This window comes from Modestobacter italicus, from assembly GCF_019799965.1.
Classification (GTDB): domain Bacteria; phylum Actinomycetota; class Actinomycetes; order Mycobacteriales; family Geodermatophilaceae; genus Modestobacter; species Modestobacter italicus_A.
Genome location: NZ_JABGCJ010000003.1, coordinates 219470 through 236259, shown reverse-complemented (window position 1 = coordinate 236259; position 16790 = coordinate 219470). Strand labels below are relative to the sequence as shown.

At 74.9% G+C, this 16790-nt stretch carries 13 protein-coding genes and 1 tRNA gene; 11 read left to right on the top strand and 3 right to left on the bottom strand.

Annotated elements, in window-relative coordinates:
- Positions 1-464 precede the first annotated feature (464 nt).
- Positions 465-1499, top strand: a complete 1035-nt coding sequence (locus HLA93_RS08695) for an adenylate/guanylate cyclase domain-containing protein (RefSeq protein ID WP_246626143.1) — start codon at positions 465-467, stop codon at positions 1497-1499.
- A 56-nt stretch (positions 1500-1555) separates the two neighbouring features.
- Entirely contained in the window at positions 1556-3193 is a 1638-nt protein-coding gene (locus tag HLA93_RS08690) for an ABC-F family ATP-binding cassette domain-containing protein (protein ID WP_222193996.1), read from the top strand.
- A gap of 76 nt (positions 3194-3269) precedes the next feature.
- On the opposite strand, the gene HLA93_RS08685 is transcribed toward HLA93_RS08690, so the two are convergent.
- From HLA93_RS08685 to HLA93_RS08675, 3 genes are all read right to left on the bottom strand, one after another.
- Positions 3270-3341, bottom strand: a tRNA-Arg gene (locus tag HLA93_RS08685).
- 103 nt (positions 3342-3444) lie between these two features.
- On the bottom strand, positions 3445-4128 hold the full coding sequence (locus HLA93_RS08680) for a DUF305 domain-containing protein (protein ID WP_222193995.1): 684 nt from the start codon (positions 4126-4128) through the stop codon (positions 3445-3447).
- Positions 4129-4170: 42 nt separating this feature from the next.
- A complete protein-coding gene (locus HLA93_RS08675; protein WP_222193994.1) occupies positions 4171-5031 on the bottom strand; it encodes a DUF3105 domain-containing protein in 861 nt (286 codons plus the stop codon).
- 217 nt (positions 5032-5248) lie between these two features.
- On the opposite strand from HLA93_RS08675, the gene argS reads away from it, so the two are divergent.
- From argS to prmC, 9 genes are all read left to right on the top strand, one after another.
- Positions 5249-6910, top strand: a complete 1662-nt coding sequence (argS, locus tag HLA93_RS08670) for an arginine--tRNA ligase (protein WP_222193993.1) — start codon at positions 5249-5251, stop codon at positions 6908-6910.
- Positions 6907-8400 carry a diaminopimelate decarboxylase gene (gene lysA, locus HLA93_RS08665; RefSeq protein ID WP_222193992.1) on the top strand — a complete coding sequence of 498 codons (1494 nt, stop codon included), beginning with the start codon at positions 6907-6909 and terminating at the stop codon, positions 8398-8400. Before argS ends, lysA begins: the two co-directional genes overlap by 4 nt.
- Positions 8397-9692, top strand: a complete 1296-nt coding sequence (locus HLA93_RS08660) for a homoserine dehydrogenase (protein WP_222193991.1) — start codon at positions 8397-8399, stop codon at positions 9690-9692. Before lysA ends, HLA93_RS08660 begins: the two co-directional genes overlap by 4 nt.
- Positions 9693-9729: 37 nt before the next feature.
- Positions 9730-10821 carry a threonine synthase gene (thrC, locus tag HLA93_RS08655; RefSeq protein ID WP_222193990.1) on the top strand — a complete coding sequence of 364 codons (1092 nt, stop codon included), beginning with the start codon at positions 9730-9732 and terminating at the stop codon, positions 10819-10821.
- 41 nt (positions 10822-10862) lie between these two features.
- Entirely contained in the window at positions 10863-11771 is a 909-nt protein-coding gene (gene thrB, locus HLA93_RS08650; RefSeq protein ID WP_308128017.1) for a homoserine kinase, read from the top strand.
- A gap of 281 nt (positions 11772-12052) precedes the next feature.
- A complete protein-coding gene (rho, locus tag HLA93_RS08645; protein ID WP_222193988.1) occupies positions 12053-14278 on the top strand; it encodes a transcription termination factor Rho in 2226 nt (741 codons plus the stop codon).
- A 167-nt stretch (positions 14279-14445) separates the two neighbouring features.
- Positions 14446-14670: a 50S ribosomal protein L31 gene (gene rpmE, locus HLA93_RS08640; RefSeq protein WP_222193987.1), complete on the top strand. Its 225-nt coding sequence runs from the start codon at positions 14446-14448 to the stop codon at positions 14668-14670.
- A 156-nt stretch (positions 14671-14826) separates the two neighbouring features.
- Complete coding sequence (gene prfA / locus HLA93_RS08635) at positions 14827-15918, top strand: peptide chain release factor 1 (RefSeq protein ID WP_222193986.1); 1092 nt, start codon at positions 14827-14829, stop codon at positions 15916-15918.
- On the top strand, positions 15915-16781 hold the full coding sequence (gene prmC, locus HLA93_RS08630; RefSeq protein WP_222194300.1) for a peptide chain release factor N(5)-glutamine methyltransferase: 867 nt from the start codon (positions 15915-15917) through the stop codon (positions 16779-16781). The genes prfA and prmC overlap by 4 nt, the downstream gene beginning before the upstream one ends.
- The last annotated feature ends 9 nt before the right edge of the window (positions 16782-16790 follow it).

The window sequence follows — 16790 nt, the reverse complement described above, 5'->3', positions numbered from 1 at the left end:
CTCGTCCCCCTCGTCCCGCCGGCGGGTCCGGCACCGCGGTCATCCAAGCGCACCCCGGGGGTCTGCGGCCAGCACTCGCCGCGCCCCGGCGAGCCCCCGACCGTGACCCCCGGCACAGGGTGGACCGGTGTCCTTCGGTAGGTTCCGCGCCGGTGGGCGAGCCAGCCGCTCGGCCACCGGACCAGCACGGCAGCGGCAGGGCCGGTGCCGGCGAGCGCCAGCGAGGAGGTCCCGTGCCCGCCAGCTCGCCCGAGGTCCGCTCGCCGCGCGGCCGGCCGGGTCCGGTGCACCCGGACGCCGCGCCGTGGGCCGCCGTCCTCGTCGTGCAGACGACGGGCTGACCGCTGCCGCACGCGCGACCAGGTCCCCCCACCGGCGGCCCCGACCCCCGCGAGTCCCTCGAGCGACTGCTCCTCGAGGGGCCGCGGCGCTACACCCGGCACCAGGTCGCCGAGCTGGCCGGCATGCCGGCGGAGCGCACCCAGCGGCTGTGGCGGGCGTTGGGCTTCGCCGACGTCCCCGAGGACGACCCGGCGTTCACCGACGCCGACGTCACCGCCCTGGCCCGGCTGTCGGCGCTGATCGACTCCGGGTTCGTCGCGCCCGGTGCGGAGGCGTCCATCGCCCGGGCGATGGGCCAGTCGCTGTCCCGGCTGGCGGACTGGCAGACCGACATGCTGGCCGCACTGGTCACGGCGGCCGCGGAGGGCGAGGACGCCCGGCCGGACGTGGAGGCCGACGTCGTCCGCTCCACCGAGCTGCTGCTGCCGCTGATGAGCGAGCTGCAGGACTACGTCTGGCGACGGCACCTCGCGGCCAACGCCGGCCGGCTGTTCCTGGCCGCTCCGGGCACGGTCGACCGGCGGGAGCTGGCCGTGGGCTTCGCCGACCTGGTCGGGTACACCTCGCGCAGCCGGGGGATGGGCGGGCGCGAGCTGGGCGCCATGGTCGAGGACTTCGAGGGCACGGCCGCCGACGTGATCGCCCGGCACCGTGGCCGGGTGGTCAAGACGGTGGGCGACGGGGTGCTGTTCACCTGCGAGGAGCCGGTCGCGGCGGTGGAGATCGCGCTGCGCCTGCCCGAGGAGTGGGCTGCGGCCGACCGGCCACCCCTGCGGGTCGGCGCTGCGTTCGGCACCGTGCTCACCCGGCTCGGGGACGTCTACTCGCCGGTGGTGAACCTGGCCAGCCGGCTGACCTCGCTGGCCCGGCCCTCCACCGTGCTGGTCGACCACGAGCTGGCCCGGCAGCTGCGCGGGGTGCGGGACTACCGGGTCCGGCCGCTGCGCCGGGTGTCGGTGCGCGGCTACGACCACCTGCAGCCCTGGCTGGTCCGCCGCCGGGGCGCCGAGGAGGGCGCCGCCCCCGGGGTGGCCGCGTTCGAGGCGCTGCTCGACGAGATCGCCGACGACGTGCTCGGGGACGGCGGGCCCGGCGACGACGCCCCCGGCGACGACGCCCCCGGTGCGGACCCGCCGCCGGGTGGCGCCCCGCCCTGAGCCTCCGCACGGGCACCCGCGTGCACCGCGCCGGCGGTGATCGGGACCATGAGCAGGTGTCCGCCACGCTGCTCGCCCGTGGACTGGCCGCCGGTCACGGCGCCCGGGTCCTGTTCACCGACCTCGACCTCGTCGTCGCCCCCGGCGACGTGGTCGGCCTGGTCGGGGTGAACGGTGCCGGCAAGTCGACCCTGCTGCAGACCCTGGCCGGGGTGCTGCCGGCCGAGTCCGGGGAGATCGCGCTGAGCCCGCCGTCGGCGACCGTCGGCTACCTGCCCCAGGAGACCGACCGGCGGCCGGGGGAGAGCGTGCTGGACCTGCTGGCCCGCCGGACCGGGGTCGCTGCCGCCGAGCAGGCGATGGAGGAGGCCACCGAGGCGCTGACCGCGGGCGCTCCCGGCGCCGACGACCGGTACGGCGACGCGCTCGAGCGCTGGCTGGCCCTGGGCGGCGCCGACCTGGCCGAGCGGGCCGAGGCGGTGGTCGCCTCGGTCGCTCCGGGCGTCGCACTGGACGCCGCCACCGTCGGGCTCTCCGGCGGGCAGGCCGCCCGGGTCGGGCTGGCGTCGCTGCTGCTGTCCCGCTACGACGTCCTGCTGCTCGACGAGCCCACCAACGACCTGGACCTGGCCGGCCTGGAGCAGCTGGAGCGGTTCGTCACCGGTCTGCGCACCGGTGTCGTGGTGGTCAGCCACGACCGCGAGTTCCTCGCCCGCACCGTCACCCGGGTGGTCGAGCTGGACCTCGCCCAGCAGCTCGTGCGGGTGCACGACGGCGGGTACGAGGCCTACCTGACCGAGCGGGAGGTCGCCCGCCGGCACGCCCGCGAGGAGTACGAGGAGTTCGCCGACACGAAGGCCTCGCTGGAGGCCCGGGCGCGGATGCAGCGCAACTGGATGGCCAAGGGCGTGCGCGACTCGATCAAGAAGTCCAAGGACGGCGACAAGCACGTCAAGGCCGCCAACCGGTCGTCCTCGGAGAAGCAGGCGGCCAAGGCCAAGCAGACCGAACGGCGGATCGAGCGGCTGGAGGTGGTCGACGAGCCGCGCAAGGAGTGGGAGCTGCGGATGGAGATCGCCGCCGCCCCGCGGGCCGGTGCCGTGGTCGCCACGCTCCGCGGCGCGGTGGTCCGCCGCGGCGCCTTCACCCTGGGACCGGTCGACCTGCAGGTCGACTGGGGCGACCGGGTGGCGATCACCGGGGCCAACGGCTCGGGCAAGAGCACGCTGCTGGCCGCGCTGCTGGGCCGGTTGCCGCTGGACGAGGGGACAGCGTCGCTGGGGTCGGGTGTGCGGCTGGGCGAGGTCGACCAGGTGCGCGGGCTCTTCCTGGGCGACGAGCCGCTGTCGGCCGCGTTCGGCGCCGAGGTGCCCGACCTGCCCGACGCGGACGTGCGCACGCTGCTGGCCAAGTTCGGGCTGCGCGCCGACCACGTCGTCCGGCCGGCCGGCACCCTCTCCCCGGGGGAGCGGACCCGGGCGGCGCTGGCCCTGCTGCAGGCCCGCGGGGTGAACGTGCTCGTGCTGGACGAGCCGACCAACCACCTGGACCTGCCCGCGATCGAGCAGCTGGAGCAGGCGCTGGCCGACTACACCGGCACGCTGCTGCTGGTCACCCACGACCGCCGGATGCTCGAGGCGGTGCACACCACCCGGCGGTTCGCGGTGGCCGGCGGGCGCGTCCAGGAGGGCTGACCGGGCCGGGTACGACACCGCCCGCCCGGACCGAGGTCCTGGGCGGGCGGGGGAGTGCGGTACGAGCTGGGCTGTGTGCCCCCGGCAGGATTCGAACCTGCGCCCCTGCCTCCGGAGGGCAGTGCTCTATCCCCTGAGCTACGGGGGCTCGTTCCGCGGTGTCGCTGTGGTGCCGGCGCCGGGTCTCCCTCGGCGCCGTTGGCACGTTACCAGTCGGCGCCGGGGCTCCCGGCAGCGGCCCCGGCCCGTGGTCAGGGAGCCGGCAGCGGCACCCCACCGCGCTCGCGGAGCATCGTCGCCATGGTGGTCGTCTCGGCCGACTGCGTCTCCGCGATCGACCGGGCCAGGCCGCGCACCGCCGCCACCTCGGCCCGCTCGGCGCCCTGCTGGGCCATCTCCAGCCCACCCTGGTGGTGCCGGATCATCAGCTGCAGGAACAGCACGTCGAACGGCGTGCCCGACAGCGACCGCAGCTCGGCGAGCTCGGCCTCGGTGGCCATCCCCGGCATCACCGCGCCGCCCGACCCGTGCCCGGCCATGTCGTGCCCCGCCATCTCGCCGGTCATCCAGGCCATCGTCTCCCCGCCGGTCACCGGCAGGCCCCACAGCGACAGCCAGCCCTGCATCCGGCCCGCCTGGTTGGTCTGCGTGGCGGAGATGTCGAAGGCCAGCTGCCGCACCTCGGCGTCCTCGCTGCGGGTGAGCGCCAGGTTGGCCATCTCCACCGCCTGCAGGTGGTGACGGGACATGTCCCGGGAGAACCCGGCGTCCACCGAGTCGCTGGTGGGCTCCGCGGTGCGGCCGATGCCCAGCGCCACCGCCAGCCCGCCACCGGCCACCAGCATGCCCAGCGCGATCACCGTCACCAGGACCGCGGTCGTCCAGCCGCGCCGCCGGGGGGCCGGCGGTGCGGCGGGGGTGGCGGGGTCGGTCATGGTCACCTCAGGTGCTCGGCTGGTGGCGGGCCCGCGACGAGGTCACGGGGTGCTGGTCTCCTCCGCGGCCGGCTCCGTCGTGGTCGGGGCGTCGGTGACCATCGCGTCGGTGCCCCGGCTGGGGTCGCCCTCCACGATCGGGTCCGTGATGAACAGCGGGTTCTCGCAGCTGGCGCCGATCTCGGGGTAGGCGCCCTCGATCTCGGAGTTGAACGTCATGAAGTCGACGTACTGTTCCACCCGCTCGTCCGCCGCCGAGTCCACCGACAGCTGGTGGTTCCACGACTGCAGGCTGATGGTCGAGCCGAGCCCGGCGTAGGGCGAGAGCATGAGCCCCGACCGGCCGTCCACCAGCTCCTCGAGGGTGCTGAGGTCCGCGTCGCTGATCGCCTCCGGGTCGTAGGTGATCCAGGTCGCCCCGTGCTCCAGGCTGTGCACCGCGTTCTCGTGCCGGATGTCCACGTCGTAGACGGTGCCGGTGCAGTCGGCCCACTCGCCGTCGTGCGGCCCGCCGACCGGCGGGGACTCGGTGTAGTCGACGTCGGTGGTCACGTGCTCCTGGCCGGCCGCGTACTCGTAGGACCGGAGGTCGGCGAGCTGGTCGATGCTGGTGACCCGGTTGGCGTTGGACTCGTTCACCTGCAGGACGGCGTAGGTGAGCACCGCCGCGGCGAAGACGGCGACGGCGACGGCCGCGGCGATCAGCCCCCACGGCTTCTGCTGGGTGACCACGTTGGCCGGCGGGCGGGTGCGCCCCTTGCCCTGTGGGCCGGTGGCGCGGGACGACGTGCTGCGGCCGCCGGCGCCCTTGCCCGGCACGCCACCGGAGCGGCTGGAGCCGGACCCTCCGCGGGACGCGCCGCCTGCTCCGCGGCCGTTCTCGGGCTGGGGGTCCTTGGCCACTGCCGCTCCTCGTTGCTGTCCGTCGCGTGCGGGTGCGCCGGGTGTCGGCGCGCCGTGCGTCCGTGCCGGGCGGGTCCCGTACGGCGCGAGCGAGTGTAGGTCGCCGGCCTGTGCGGACCCGGCCGTCGAGTGGCGGCGCGGGTGTCGCCGTGCTCACCGTGTGGGACGGCGACCGGGCAGCTCGGAACGGGGATGCCCCGCTCCGTACGATCGAACGGTGACACCCGAGCAGCTCAGTGACGTCGTCCGGTCCGCTGTCGCGGCGGCCGTGGAGCGCGGCGACCTCGCCGTCGCCGTCCCCGAGGACGTCGTGATCGAGCGCCCGCGCAACCCCGAGCACGGTGACTACGCCACCAACGTGGCCCTCCGGCTGGCCAAGACCGCCGGCCGGCCGCCCCGGGAGGTCGCCGAGGTGCTCGCCGGCCGGCTGCGCGACCACGACGGGGTCGCGTCGGTGGACGTGGCCGGCCCGGGCTTCCTCAACATCACCCTGGCCAAGGACGCGCTGGGGCAGATCGCCGTCCGGGTGGTCGCCGCGGGGGAGGCCTACGGGCGCACCGAGGTGCTCGCCGGCCAGCGGCTGAACCTGGAGTTCGTCTCCGCCAACCCGACCGGCCCGGTGCACATCGGCGGCACCCGGTGGGCCGCGGTCGGTGACGCGCTCGGCCGGCTGCTGACCGCCAGCGGCGCCCACGTCACCCGCGAGTACTACTTCAACGACGCCGGCGCGCAGATCGACCGGTTCGCCCTCAGCCTGCTGGCCGCCGCGCACGGGCGCCCGGTGCCCGAGGACGGCTACGCCGGGGACTACATCGGGGAGATCGCCGCCCAGGTGGTCGCCGCGGAGCCCGGTGTGCTGGAGCTGCCCGACGCCGAGCAGCAGGAGCGGTTCCGGGTGCTCGGCGTCGACCTGATGTTCGCCGAGATCAAGCGGACGCTGGCCGACTTCGGCGTCGTGTTCGACGTCTACTTCTCCGAGCGCACGCTGCACGAGACCGGCGCGCTGGAGAAGGCGATCGCCCGGCTGCGCGAGCAGGGGCACGTCTTCGAGGCCGACGGCGCCGTCTGGCTGCGGACGACGACCTTCGGCGACGACAAGGACCGGGTGCTGGTCAAGGGCGACGGTGAGACGACCTACTTCGCCGCCGACTGCGCCTACTACCTGGACAAGCGCGAGCGCGGCTTCGACAAGGTCGTGATCATGCTCGGCGCCGACCACCACGGCTACATCGGCCGGTATAAGGCGCTGGTGGCCGCGCTCGGAGACGACCCGGACACGAACCTGGAGATCCTGATCGGCCAGCTGGTCAACCTGGTCCGGGACGGCGAGCCGCTGCGGATGAGCAAGCGGGCCGGCACCGTCGTCCTGCTGGAGGACCTGGTCGCCGCGGTGGGCGCCGACGCCGCCCGGTACGCGCTGGCCCGGGCCTCGGTCGACCAGCAGATCGACCTGGACCTGGACCTGTGGAGCCGGCAGACCAACGACAACCCGGTCTTCTACGTGCAGTACGCGCACGCCCGGATCTCCTCGGTGCTGCGCAACGCCGCCGACCTCGGCCTGCCGCTGGGGGAGGCCGCCGACGTGCAGGCCGGTCTGCTGGAGCACCCGCGGGAGGGCGACCTGCTCACCGCCCTGGGCGAGTTCCCGCGGGTGATCGCCTCCGCCGCCGAACTGCGCGCCCCGCACCGGGTGGCCCGGTACCTGGAGGAGCTGGCCGGCACCTACCACCGGTTCTACGACACCTGCCGGGTGCTGCCGCGCGCCGACGAGCAGGCCACCCCGCTGACCACCTCCCGGCTGTGGCTGTGTGCCGCGACCGCCACCGTCCTGCGCAACGGCCTGGCCGTGCTCGGTGTCAGCGCCCCGGAGCGGATGTGAGGGCCCACCCGGCAGGTCCGCTGCACGGCAACATCGCCCCGCCGCCGGCCGCCGGGCCGGCCCCGGCCGAGCTCGGCGCGCTGGACCCGCAGGTCTGGCCGCGGTCGGCCCGCCGGGTCGACGGCGAGCTGGAGCTGGGCGGGCGCCGGGTGACCGACCTGGCCCGCGCGCACGGCACCCCGCTGTTCGTGCTGGACGAGGACGACTTCCGCGGCCGGGCCGCGGACTTCGCCACCGCCTTCACCGGCGCCGACGTGCACTACGCCTCCAAGGCCTTCCTCTGCGGCCAGGTCGCCCGCTGGATCGCCGACGACGGCCTGCACCTGGACGCCTGCAGCGGCAACGAGCTGGCGGTGGCGCTGGCCGCCGGCTTCCCGGCCGAGCGGATCGCGCTGCACGGCAACAACAAGTCGCTGGTCGAGCTGCAGCTCGCGGTCGACGTCGGGATCGGGCACGTGGTGCTCGACTCCTTCGACGAGATCGACCGCCTGGTCCCGCTGGCCGAGGCCCGGGTGGCCGCCGGTGGGGCCCCGGTGCCGGTGCTGATCCGGTCGACCGTGGGCATCGAGGCGCACACCCACGAGTTCATCGCCACCGCGCACGAGGACCAGAAGTTCGGCTTCTCGCTGGCCACCGGTGACGCGCTGACCGCGGCGGTCCGGGTGATCCGGGAGCCGGCGCTGCACCTGGCCGGCCTGCACAGCCACATCGGCTCGCAGATCTTCGACACCGCCGGCTTCGAGGCCGCCGCCCACCGGGTGGTCGGGCTGCTCGGCCAGGTGCACCAGGCCACCGGTGAGGTGCTCGGTGAGCTGAACCTGGGCGGCGGCTTCGGCATCGCCTACCTCGCCGAGGACGACCCGGTCACCCCCGAGGACGTCGCGGTGAAGCTGCGGTCGGTCATCGCCGCCGAGTGCGCGGCGCTGGGGCTGCCGGTGCCCCGGCTGGCCGTCGAGCCGGGCCGCGCGATCGCCGGGCCGGGCACCGTGACGCTGTACGAGATCGGCACCATCAAGCCGGTCCGGCTGGGCTCGAGCGGCGCCCCGGGCACCCCGCTGGTGCGCAACTACGTCTCGGTCGACGGCGGGATGAGCGACAACATCCGCACCGCCCTCTACGACGCCAGCTACACCTGCGTGCTGGCCAACCGCGACTCCGACGCCCCGCCGGCGCTGTGCCGGGTGGTCGGCAAGCACTGCGAGAGCGGCGACGTGCTGGTCCGCGACCTGTGGCTGCCCTCCGACGTCCAGCCCGGCGACCTGCTCGCGGTCGCCGCCACCGGCGCCTACTGCTGGTCGATGGCCAGCAACTACAACTACCTGCTCAAGCCGCCGGTGGTCGCCGTCCGCGACGGCGCCGCCACCGAGATCGTCCGGCGGCAGACGCTGTCGGACGTGTTCGCCCTGGACGCCGTCCTGGCCGACCTGCCCGCCCCGAGTCCGGCGATCGACCAGCCGGCCCCCGAGCACCCCGCTGGAGCCCAGTCGTGAGTGACTCCCTCAAGGTGGCCCTGCTGGGCTGCGGCACCGTGGGCGGGGCCGTGCTGCGGCTGCTGTCCGAGCAGTCCGACGACCTCGCCGCCCGGATCGGCCGCCGGGTGGAGGTGGCCGGTGTCGCCGTCCGCCGTCCCGACCGGCACCCCGAGGTCCCCGCAGACCTGCTCACCACCGACGCCGAGGGCCTGGTCACCCGGCCCGACGTCGACCTGGTCGTGGAGGTGATCGGCGGGATCGAGCCGGCCCGGACGCTGATCCTGGCCGCGATCGGCGCGGGCAAGTCGGTGGTCAGCGCCAACAAGGCACTGCTGGCCGAGGACGGCGTCGCGCTGCACGCCGCCGCGGCCGAGGCCGGTGTCGACCTCTACTACGAGGCCGCCGTCGCCGGGGCGATCCCGCTGCTGCGCCCGCTGCGCGAGTCCCTCGCCGGTGACCAGCTGCGCCGGGTCGTCGGCATCGTCAACGGGACGACGAACTACATCCTGTCCCGGATGGCCGAGACCGGCGCCGGGTTCGGCGAGGCGCTGGCCGAGGCCACCGAGGCGGGCTACGCCGAGGCCGACCCGACCGCCGACGTCGACGGTTTCGACGCCGCCGCCAAGGCCGCCATCCTCGCCTCGCTGGCCTTCCACTCCCCGGTCACCGCCGGCGACGTGCACCGCGAGGGCATCTCCGCGGTCTCGGCCACCGACGTCGCCCGGGCCGCCGAGATCGGCTGCACCGTCAAGCTGCTGGCCATCTGCGAGCGGGTGCCCGGGGCCGACGGCGCGGACGACGCGGTCGCGGTGCGCGTGCACCCGGCGATGATCCCGACCACGCACCCGCTGGCCGCCGTCGGTGGCGCGTTCAACGCCGTCTTCGTCGAGGCCGAGGCCGCCGGGGAGCTGATGTTCTACGGGCAGGGCGCCGGGGGGCAGCCGACCGCCAGCGCCGTCCTCGGTGACCTGGTCGCCGTCGCCCGCAACCGGCTGGCCGGTGCCGCCGGGCCGGGGACGACGGGCTACGCCGGGCTGACCGTGCGGCCGATGGCCGACACCCCCACCCGTTACCACGTGAGCCTCGACGTGGCCGACGTGCCCGGTGTGCTGGCGACCGTGGCGCAGGAGTTCGCCGCGCACGGGGTCAGCATCGCCACCGTCCGCCAGGACGGGCACGGCGACGCGGCCACGCTGGTCATCGTCACCCACCGGGCGCCGGACTCGGCGCTGGCGGCGACGGTGACCCGGCTGCGGGAGATGTCCGCCGTCCGGGGCGTGACCAGCGTGCTGCGGGTGGAGGGGCTGTGAGCCGGGCGATCGGCGCGAGTGGATGGGTGACGCTGTCATGAGCACGGAGCTGCCGACCGGCCTGCGGGGTGCCATCTCGCCGTACTGGCCCGGCCTCATCGAGGCCTACCGCCACCGGCTGCCGGTGACGGCGTCGACGCCGGTGGTGACGCTGCAGGAGGGCGCCACCCCGCTGGTGCACGCCGCGGAGCTCTCCCGGCGCACCGGTTGCGAGGTGTGGCTGAAGGTCGAGGGCGCCAACCCGACCGGGTCGTTCAAGGACCGCGGGATGACCATGGCGATCACCAAGGCGGTGGAGGAGGGGGCCAAGGCGGTCATCTGTGCCTCCACCGGCAACACCAGCGCCAGCGCCGCCGCCTACGCCGCGCGGGCCGGGCTGGTCTGCGCCGTGCTGGTGCCGCAGGGCAAGATCGCCACCGGCAAGCTCGCCCAGGCGCTGGTGCACGGGGCCAAGCTGCTGCAGGTCGAGGGCAACTTCGACGACTGCCTGGCGCTGGCCAGCAAGCTGGCGATCGACTACCCGGTCAGCCTGGTCAACAGCGTCAACCAGTACCGGATCGAGGGGCAGAAGACCGCCTCGTTCGAGATCGTCGACGTGCTCGGTGACGCCCCGGACGTGCACTGCCTGCCGGTCGGCAACGCAGGCAACATCACCGCCTACTGGCAGGGCTACCGGGAGTACGCCGCCGACGGTCCGGCCACCCGGACCCCGCGGATGTGGGGCTTCCAGGCCGCCGGCGCGGCGCCGATCGTCACCGGCAAGGTCGTCGAGCAGCCCAGCACCATCGCCACCGCCATCCGGATCGGCAACCCGGCGTCCTGGACCAAGGCGCTGACCGCCCGCGACGACTCCGGTGGCCGGATCGACGCGGTGACCGACCGGGCGATCCTGGCCGCCTACCGGCTGCTGGCCCGCAGCGAGGCCGTCTTCGTCGAGCCCGCGTCGGCCGCCTCGGTCGCCGGCCTGCTGCAGGTCGCCGAGGCCGGTGGCCTCGAGCCCGGCCAGCGGGTGGTCTGCACGGTCACCGGCAACGGCCTCAAGGACCCGGAGTGGGCCATCTCCGGTGCGCCCGCGCCGGTCACCATCCCGGTCGACGCCGCCGCCGCTGCCGCGCAGCTCGGGCTCTGACGGCCCTGGTGAGCGGCCGCCCGACCGCCGTGCGCGTCCGCGTGCCCGCGACGAGTGCCAACCTGGGGCCGGCGTTCGACTGCGCGGGCCTGGCGCTGACCTGCTGGGACGAGCTGGAGGTCGTCGTCACCGACGGCGGGCTCGTCGTCGAGGTGACCGGTGAGGGCGCCGGCGAGCTGCCCGCCGACGAGACGCACCTGGTGGTCCAGGCGTTCCGGGCAGCGTGCGCGGAGCTGGGCTGGACGCCGCCGGGCCTGCGCCTCACCGCGCGCAACGGCATCCCGCAGGGGCGGGGGATGGGCTCCTCCGCCGCCGCGGTGACCGCCGGCGTCCTCGCCGCCTGGGCGCTGTGCCCCGACGTGACCGACGTCGACCAGGCCGCGGTGCTGGCGCTGTGCTCCGCGCTCGAGGGGCACCCCGACAACGTGGCCCCCTGCCTGCTCGGCGGGGCCACGCTGTCCTGGACGACGCCCACCGGCGCCCGCGCCGTGCGGCTGGACGTCGACCCGCGGATCGTCCCGGTCCTGTTCGTGCCGGGGACGACCCTCTCCACCCACCTGGCCCGGGGGCTGCTGCCGGCCGAGGTGCCGCACGCCGACGCCGCCCATGCGGCCGGCCGGGCGGCGTTGCTGGTGCACGCCCTGACCACCGACCCCGGCCTGCTGGCCGAGGCCACCGAGGACCGGCTGCACCAGGCCCAGCGGGCTCCGGCGATGCCGGACAGCGCGGCGCTGCTGACCCGGCTGCGGGCCGACGGTCATGCCGCGGTGGTCTCCGGGGCGGGTCCGTGCGTGCTCGCGCTGGCCGTCCTCGGCGACGGTGAGGACGCCGGCGACCCGGCCGCGGCAGCGGAGGTCACCCGGCTGCGGGCCGCCACGCCGCCGGGGTGGGAGTGCCGCCCGCTGCAGGTCGACGCGGCGGGGGCGGTCGTGCTCCCGCCGGGCAGCTGATCACGGTGCGGTATCGTTCCGGCCGTCTGGAACACACCGGTGACGGACTGTGTTGTGGGCGATGTCGGCCTGTGTCTAGGCTGACGACGTAGCCGCCTCCGGGCGTTGCTCCACGCGGGAGCGTTGCAGACGGTCGATCCGTCGCCGCTGATCCTCGCCCCGCATCCACAGACCCGTGCTCTCCCGATCGACGCATCGAGTCCAAGAGCGGGCTCCGCCGTCTGGGACCGGGTCCCCTCCTGCGCTGGTAGGCGCAGGTCACCGCAGGGAAGGACCTGTACGTGAGCGAGACCACCGACCTCATCGACGGCGCGCCCGACGCCGCCCCGTCCGACGAGGCAGCTGCCGGCAGCGGAACGGCCCCCCGTTCCCGTCGCCGTGGCAGCGGGCTGTCCGGCATGCTGCTGCCCGAGCTGCAGCGCCTGGCCGCCGAGCTGGGCATCCCGGGCACCGGCAAGATGCGCAAGAGCGACCTGGTCGCCGCCATCTCCGAGCGGCAGGTCCGCGGCGACGCGGGCTCCGCCCCGGCCGCGACCGCCCCGGCGCCGCGCACCGAGGACGCCGGCACCGGTGGTGTGGCCACCTCGGCCGCTCCGCTCGAGGCGCCGATCAGCGGCGGCGGCAACGGTGGCCCGATCACCGCCAGCCCGGCGCCGCGCAGCGACGAGACCCCGACCGACGGCGCCACCACCGGCCGTCGGCGTCGTGGCGCGAGTCGCCCGGCCGGCGCCCCGACCGCCGAGGCCCCCGCCGCGGAGCGCACCGCGACCGACGACGCCCCCGCCGTCGAGACCACCGCCGGCACCGAGTCCCCGGCCACGGCCGGCGAGGGCGAGCGTCCGCAGCGCAGCCGGCGGGAGCGCGGAGACCGTGCTCCCCGGGACGGAGGCGACCGCGAGGACCGCACCAGCCGCGACGGCTCTGCCCGCGACGGCTCTGCCCGCGACGCTGAGGAGCGCGGCGGCCGGAATCGGGCCGACGGCGAGGCGCGGAACCGGGCTGAGGGTGAGGGCCGGAACCGCGCGGAGGGCGAGGGCCGGAACCGGGCTGAGGGCGAGGGCCGGAACCGGGCCGACGGCGAGGGGCGGAACCGCGCCGAGGGCGAGGGCCGCAACGGCCGGAACCGCAACGACGGTGCCCGCGACGGCAACCGCAGCGACGGTGGGCGGGACGGCAACCGCAACGACGGTGGCGCCGCCCGGAACGACACCCGCAACGACGCCCGGAACGACGAGGACGACGACGACTTCGAGGGCGGTGGCCGCGGTCGTCGCGGTCGGCGGTACCGCGACCGCAACCGCCGCGGCGGCAACGCCGCCGGCGGGCGCGAGCGCTTCGACCAGGGCGAGCCCACGGTCAGCGAGGACGACGTCCTGCTGCCGGTCGCCGGCATCCTGGACGTGCTCGACAGCTACGCGTTCGTCCGCACCTCGGGCTACCTGACCGGGCCGAACGACGTCTACGTCTCGCTGTCCCAGGTGCGCCGCTACGGCCTGCGCCGCGGCGACGCCATCACCGGCGCCGTCCGCCAGCCCCGTGAGGGCGAGCGCAAGGACAAGTACAACGCGCTGGTGCGGCTGGACTCGGTCAACGGGCTGGACCCCGAGCAGGCCCGCAACCGGCCCGAGTTCACCAAGCTGACCCCGCTCTACCCGCAGGACCGCCTGCGGTTGGAGACCGAGTCGCACCTGATGACCACCCGGCTCATCGACCTGGTCATGCCGATCGGCAAGGGCCAGCGGGCCCTGATCGTCAGCCCGCCGAAGGCCGGCAAGACGATGGTGCTGCAGTCGATCGCCAACGCGATCACGACCAACAACCCCGAGGTCCACCTCATGGTGGTGCTGGTCGACGAGCGGCCCGAAGAGGTCACCGACATGCAGCGCTCGGTGAAGGGCGAGGTCATCGCCTCGACCTTCGACCGGCCGCCGGCCGACCACACCACGGTCGCGGAGCTGTCCATCGAGCGGGCCAAGCGCCTGGTCGAGATGGGCCACGACGTCGTCGTCCTGCTGGACTCGATCACCCGGCTGGGTCGCGCCTACAACCTCGCGGCCCCCGCCAGCGGGCGCATCCTGTCCGGTGGTGTCGACTCCACGGCGCTCTACCCGCCCAAGCGCTTCCTCGGTGCCGCCCGCAACATCGAGAACGGCGGCTCGCTGACGATCATCGCCTCGGCGCTGGTCGAGACCGGTTCAACCATGGACACGGTCATCTTCGAGGAGTTCAAGGGCACCGGGAACGCCGAGATCAAGCTGGACCGGCGGCTGGCCGACAAGCGGGTCTTCCCCGCCGTCGACGTGAACGCCTCGGGCACCCGCAAGGAGGAGATCCTCCTCTCGCCCGACGAGCTGGCCATCGTGATCAAGCTGCGCCGGGTGATGTCGGCCCTGGAGCCCCAGCAGGCGCTGGAGCTTCTGCTCGACCGGATGCGCAAGACGCGCAACAACATCGAGTTCCTCATGCAGGTGCAGAAGACGACGCTCGGCGTCAACGAGAAGGACTGAGGAAGGGCCCCCTCGCCCCCCACCACGCGCACGCTCGTGGTGGGACCCTGCGAGGGGGCCACTCCAGTACCTCGCCGGGGCCGTACACTGGCCCGTCGAGCCTCCGCCGCTGTCACCGGCGGCGTCCGAACGACCAGATCCCGAGACCAGAGAGAGGGTGTACCGGCATGAAGGCCGACATCCACCCGGACTACCACGTCACCACGGTGACCTGCGGTTGCGGCAACACGTTCCAGACCAAGAGCACGGCGCCCGGCGGCACGATGACCGTCGAGACCTGCTCGGCCTGCCACCCCTTCTACACGGGCAAGCAGCGCATCCTGGACACCGGTGGCCGCGTCGCCCGCTTCGAGAAGCGGTTCGGCAAGCGCAACACCGGCGCCGACAAGTAGCACCCTCGACGGCGCCCGCGCCGCCCCTTCCCGGGGCGGGGCGGGCGCCGTCGGCATGTCCGCACCCCCTGCCGACCCCGCGCGCGATCAAGCACGCGCGGTTTCGCGCGATCAAGCACGCGCGGTTTCGCGCGGCCGAGTACTCGAGGAGCCCGAGTGAGCAGCACCGACGCCGGCAGTGACCGGCTCGCCGGCCTGCTCGCCGAGCACCGCGAGCTGGAGGCCGAGCTGGCCGACCCGGCGGTGCACGCCGACGCCGCTCGCGCCCGGCGGCTGGGCCGGCGCTACGCCCAGCTCGCCCCGGTCGTGGAGACCTCCCGGGCCCTGGACGCCGCGACCGACGACCTGGCCACGGCCCGCGAGCTCGGGGCCGAAGACCCGTCGTTCGCCCGGGAGGCCGAGCACCTGCAGGCCACCGTCACCGAGCTGACCGCCCGGCTGACCGAGCTGCTGCTGCCCAAGGACCCCGACGACGACAAGGACGTCATCCTCGAGATCAAGGCGGGGGAGGGCGGGGCGGAGTCGGCGCTGTTCGCCGGCGACCTGCTGCGGATGTACCTGCGGTACGCCGAGCGGCGCGGCTGGGCCACCGAGGTCCTCGACGCCGTCCCCGCCGAGCTGGGCGGGTACAAGGACGTCGCGGTGGCGATCAAGTCCCGACTCCCTGGCGGGGACGACGGAGCGGGCGTGTTCGCCCGGCTGAAGTTCGAGGCCGGGGTGCACCGCGTCCAGCGGGTCCCGGTGACCGAGTCCCAGGGCCGCATCCACACCTCGGCGGTCGGCGTCCTGGTGCTGCCCGAGGCCGAGGACGTCGACGTCAGCGTCGACCCGAACGACCTGCGGATCGACGTGTTCCGCTCGTCGGGGCCCGGGGGACAGAGCGTCAACACCACCGACTCCGCCGTCCGGATCACCCACCTGCCCACCGGCATCGTGGTCAGCTCTCAGAACGAGAAGAGCCAGCTGCAGAACCGGGAGTCCGCGCTGCGGGTGCTGCGCTCCCGGCTGCTGGCCGCGGCCCGGGAGGAGGCGGCGGCGACCGCCTCGGACCAGCGGCGCAGTCAGGTCCGCACGGTCGACCGCAGCGAGCGGGTGCGCACCTACAACTTCCCGGAGAGCCGCCTGTCCGACCACCGGGTGGGCTTCAAGGCGCACAACCTGGACCAGGTGCTGGACGGCGACCTGGACCCGGTGCTGGACGCGCTCAGCGCGGCCGCCACCGCCGAGCTGCTGGCGGCCGGGTCCTGAGCGCGCCCCGGGGGCTGCTGACCGAGGCCGCCCGCCGGCTGGCCGCGGCCGGCGTGGAGTCGCCTCGGGTGGACGCCGAGCTGCTGCTCTGCGCCGTCCTGGGCACCACCCGCACGGCGCTGCTGACCCTCGGTGAGGTGCCGCCCGGGCCGGCTGCCCGGTTCGCCGCCCTGGTCGAGGAGCGCGCCGCCCGGGTCCCGCTGCAGCACCTCACCGGGACGGCGCCGTTCCGGCACGTCGAGCTGGCCGTCGGACCGGGTGTCTTCGTGCCCCGGCCGGAGACCGAGCTGATCGCGGGGTGGGTGCTCGACCGGATCGCCGGGCTCACGGCGCCCACCGTGGTCGACCTGGGCACCGGGTCGGGGGCGATCGCGCTGGCGGTGGCGAACGAGCACCCCGGTGCCCGCGTGGCCGCCGTCGAGCGGGACGCCGGCGCGATCGAGTGGACCCGGCACAACGCCGCCACCCGGGCCGCGGCCGGCGACACCCCGGTCGAGGTGCTGGCCGGGGACATGACCGACCCGCGGCTGCTCACCGCGCTGGATGGCACCGTCGACGTGGTCGTCTCCAACCCGCCCTACGTGCCCGACGGCGCCCGGCTGCCGCAGGAGGTCGCCGACCACGACCCGCCGCTGGCCCTGTGGGGCGGCCCGGACGGGCTGGACGTCGTCCGTGGCCTGCTCGGCACCGCGGCGAGGCTGCTGCGCCCGGGCGGCTGGCTGGGCATCGAGCACGCCGACCAGCAGGGCAGCTCGTTGCCGGAGCTGGTCCGGAGGCACGGCCGGTGGGCCGACGTGGCCGACCACCGGGACCTCGCCGGCCGACCGAGGTACACGACTGCGCGGCTGTCCGGCGGCCAGTGACAGACTGCT

What these genes read in the sequence shown, in the direction of transcription:
- HLA93_RS08695 (WP_246626143.1), top strand. Translation starts at nt 465, where the DNA reads ATGCCGGCGGAGCGCACCCAGCGGCTGTGGCGGGCGTTGGGCTTCGCC.
- HLA93_RS08680 (WP_222193995.1), bottom strand. Translation starts at nt 4,128, where the DNA reads ATGACCGACCCCGCCACCCCCGCCGCACCGCCGGCCCCCCGGCGGCGC.
- thrC (WP_222193990.1), top strand. Translation starts at nt 9,730, where the DNA reads ATGAGCACGGAGCTGCCGACCGGCCTGCGGGGTGCCATCTCGCCGTAC.
- rpmE (WP_222193987.1), top strand. Translation starts at nt 14,446, where the DNA reads ATGAAGGCCGACATCCACCCGGACTACCACGTCACCACGGTGACCTGC.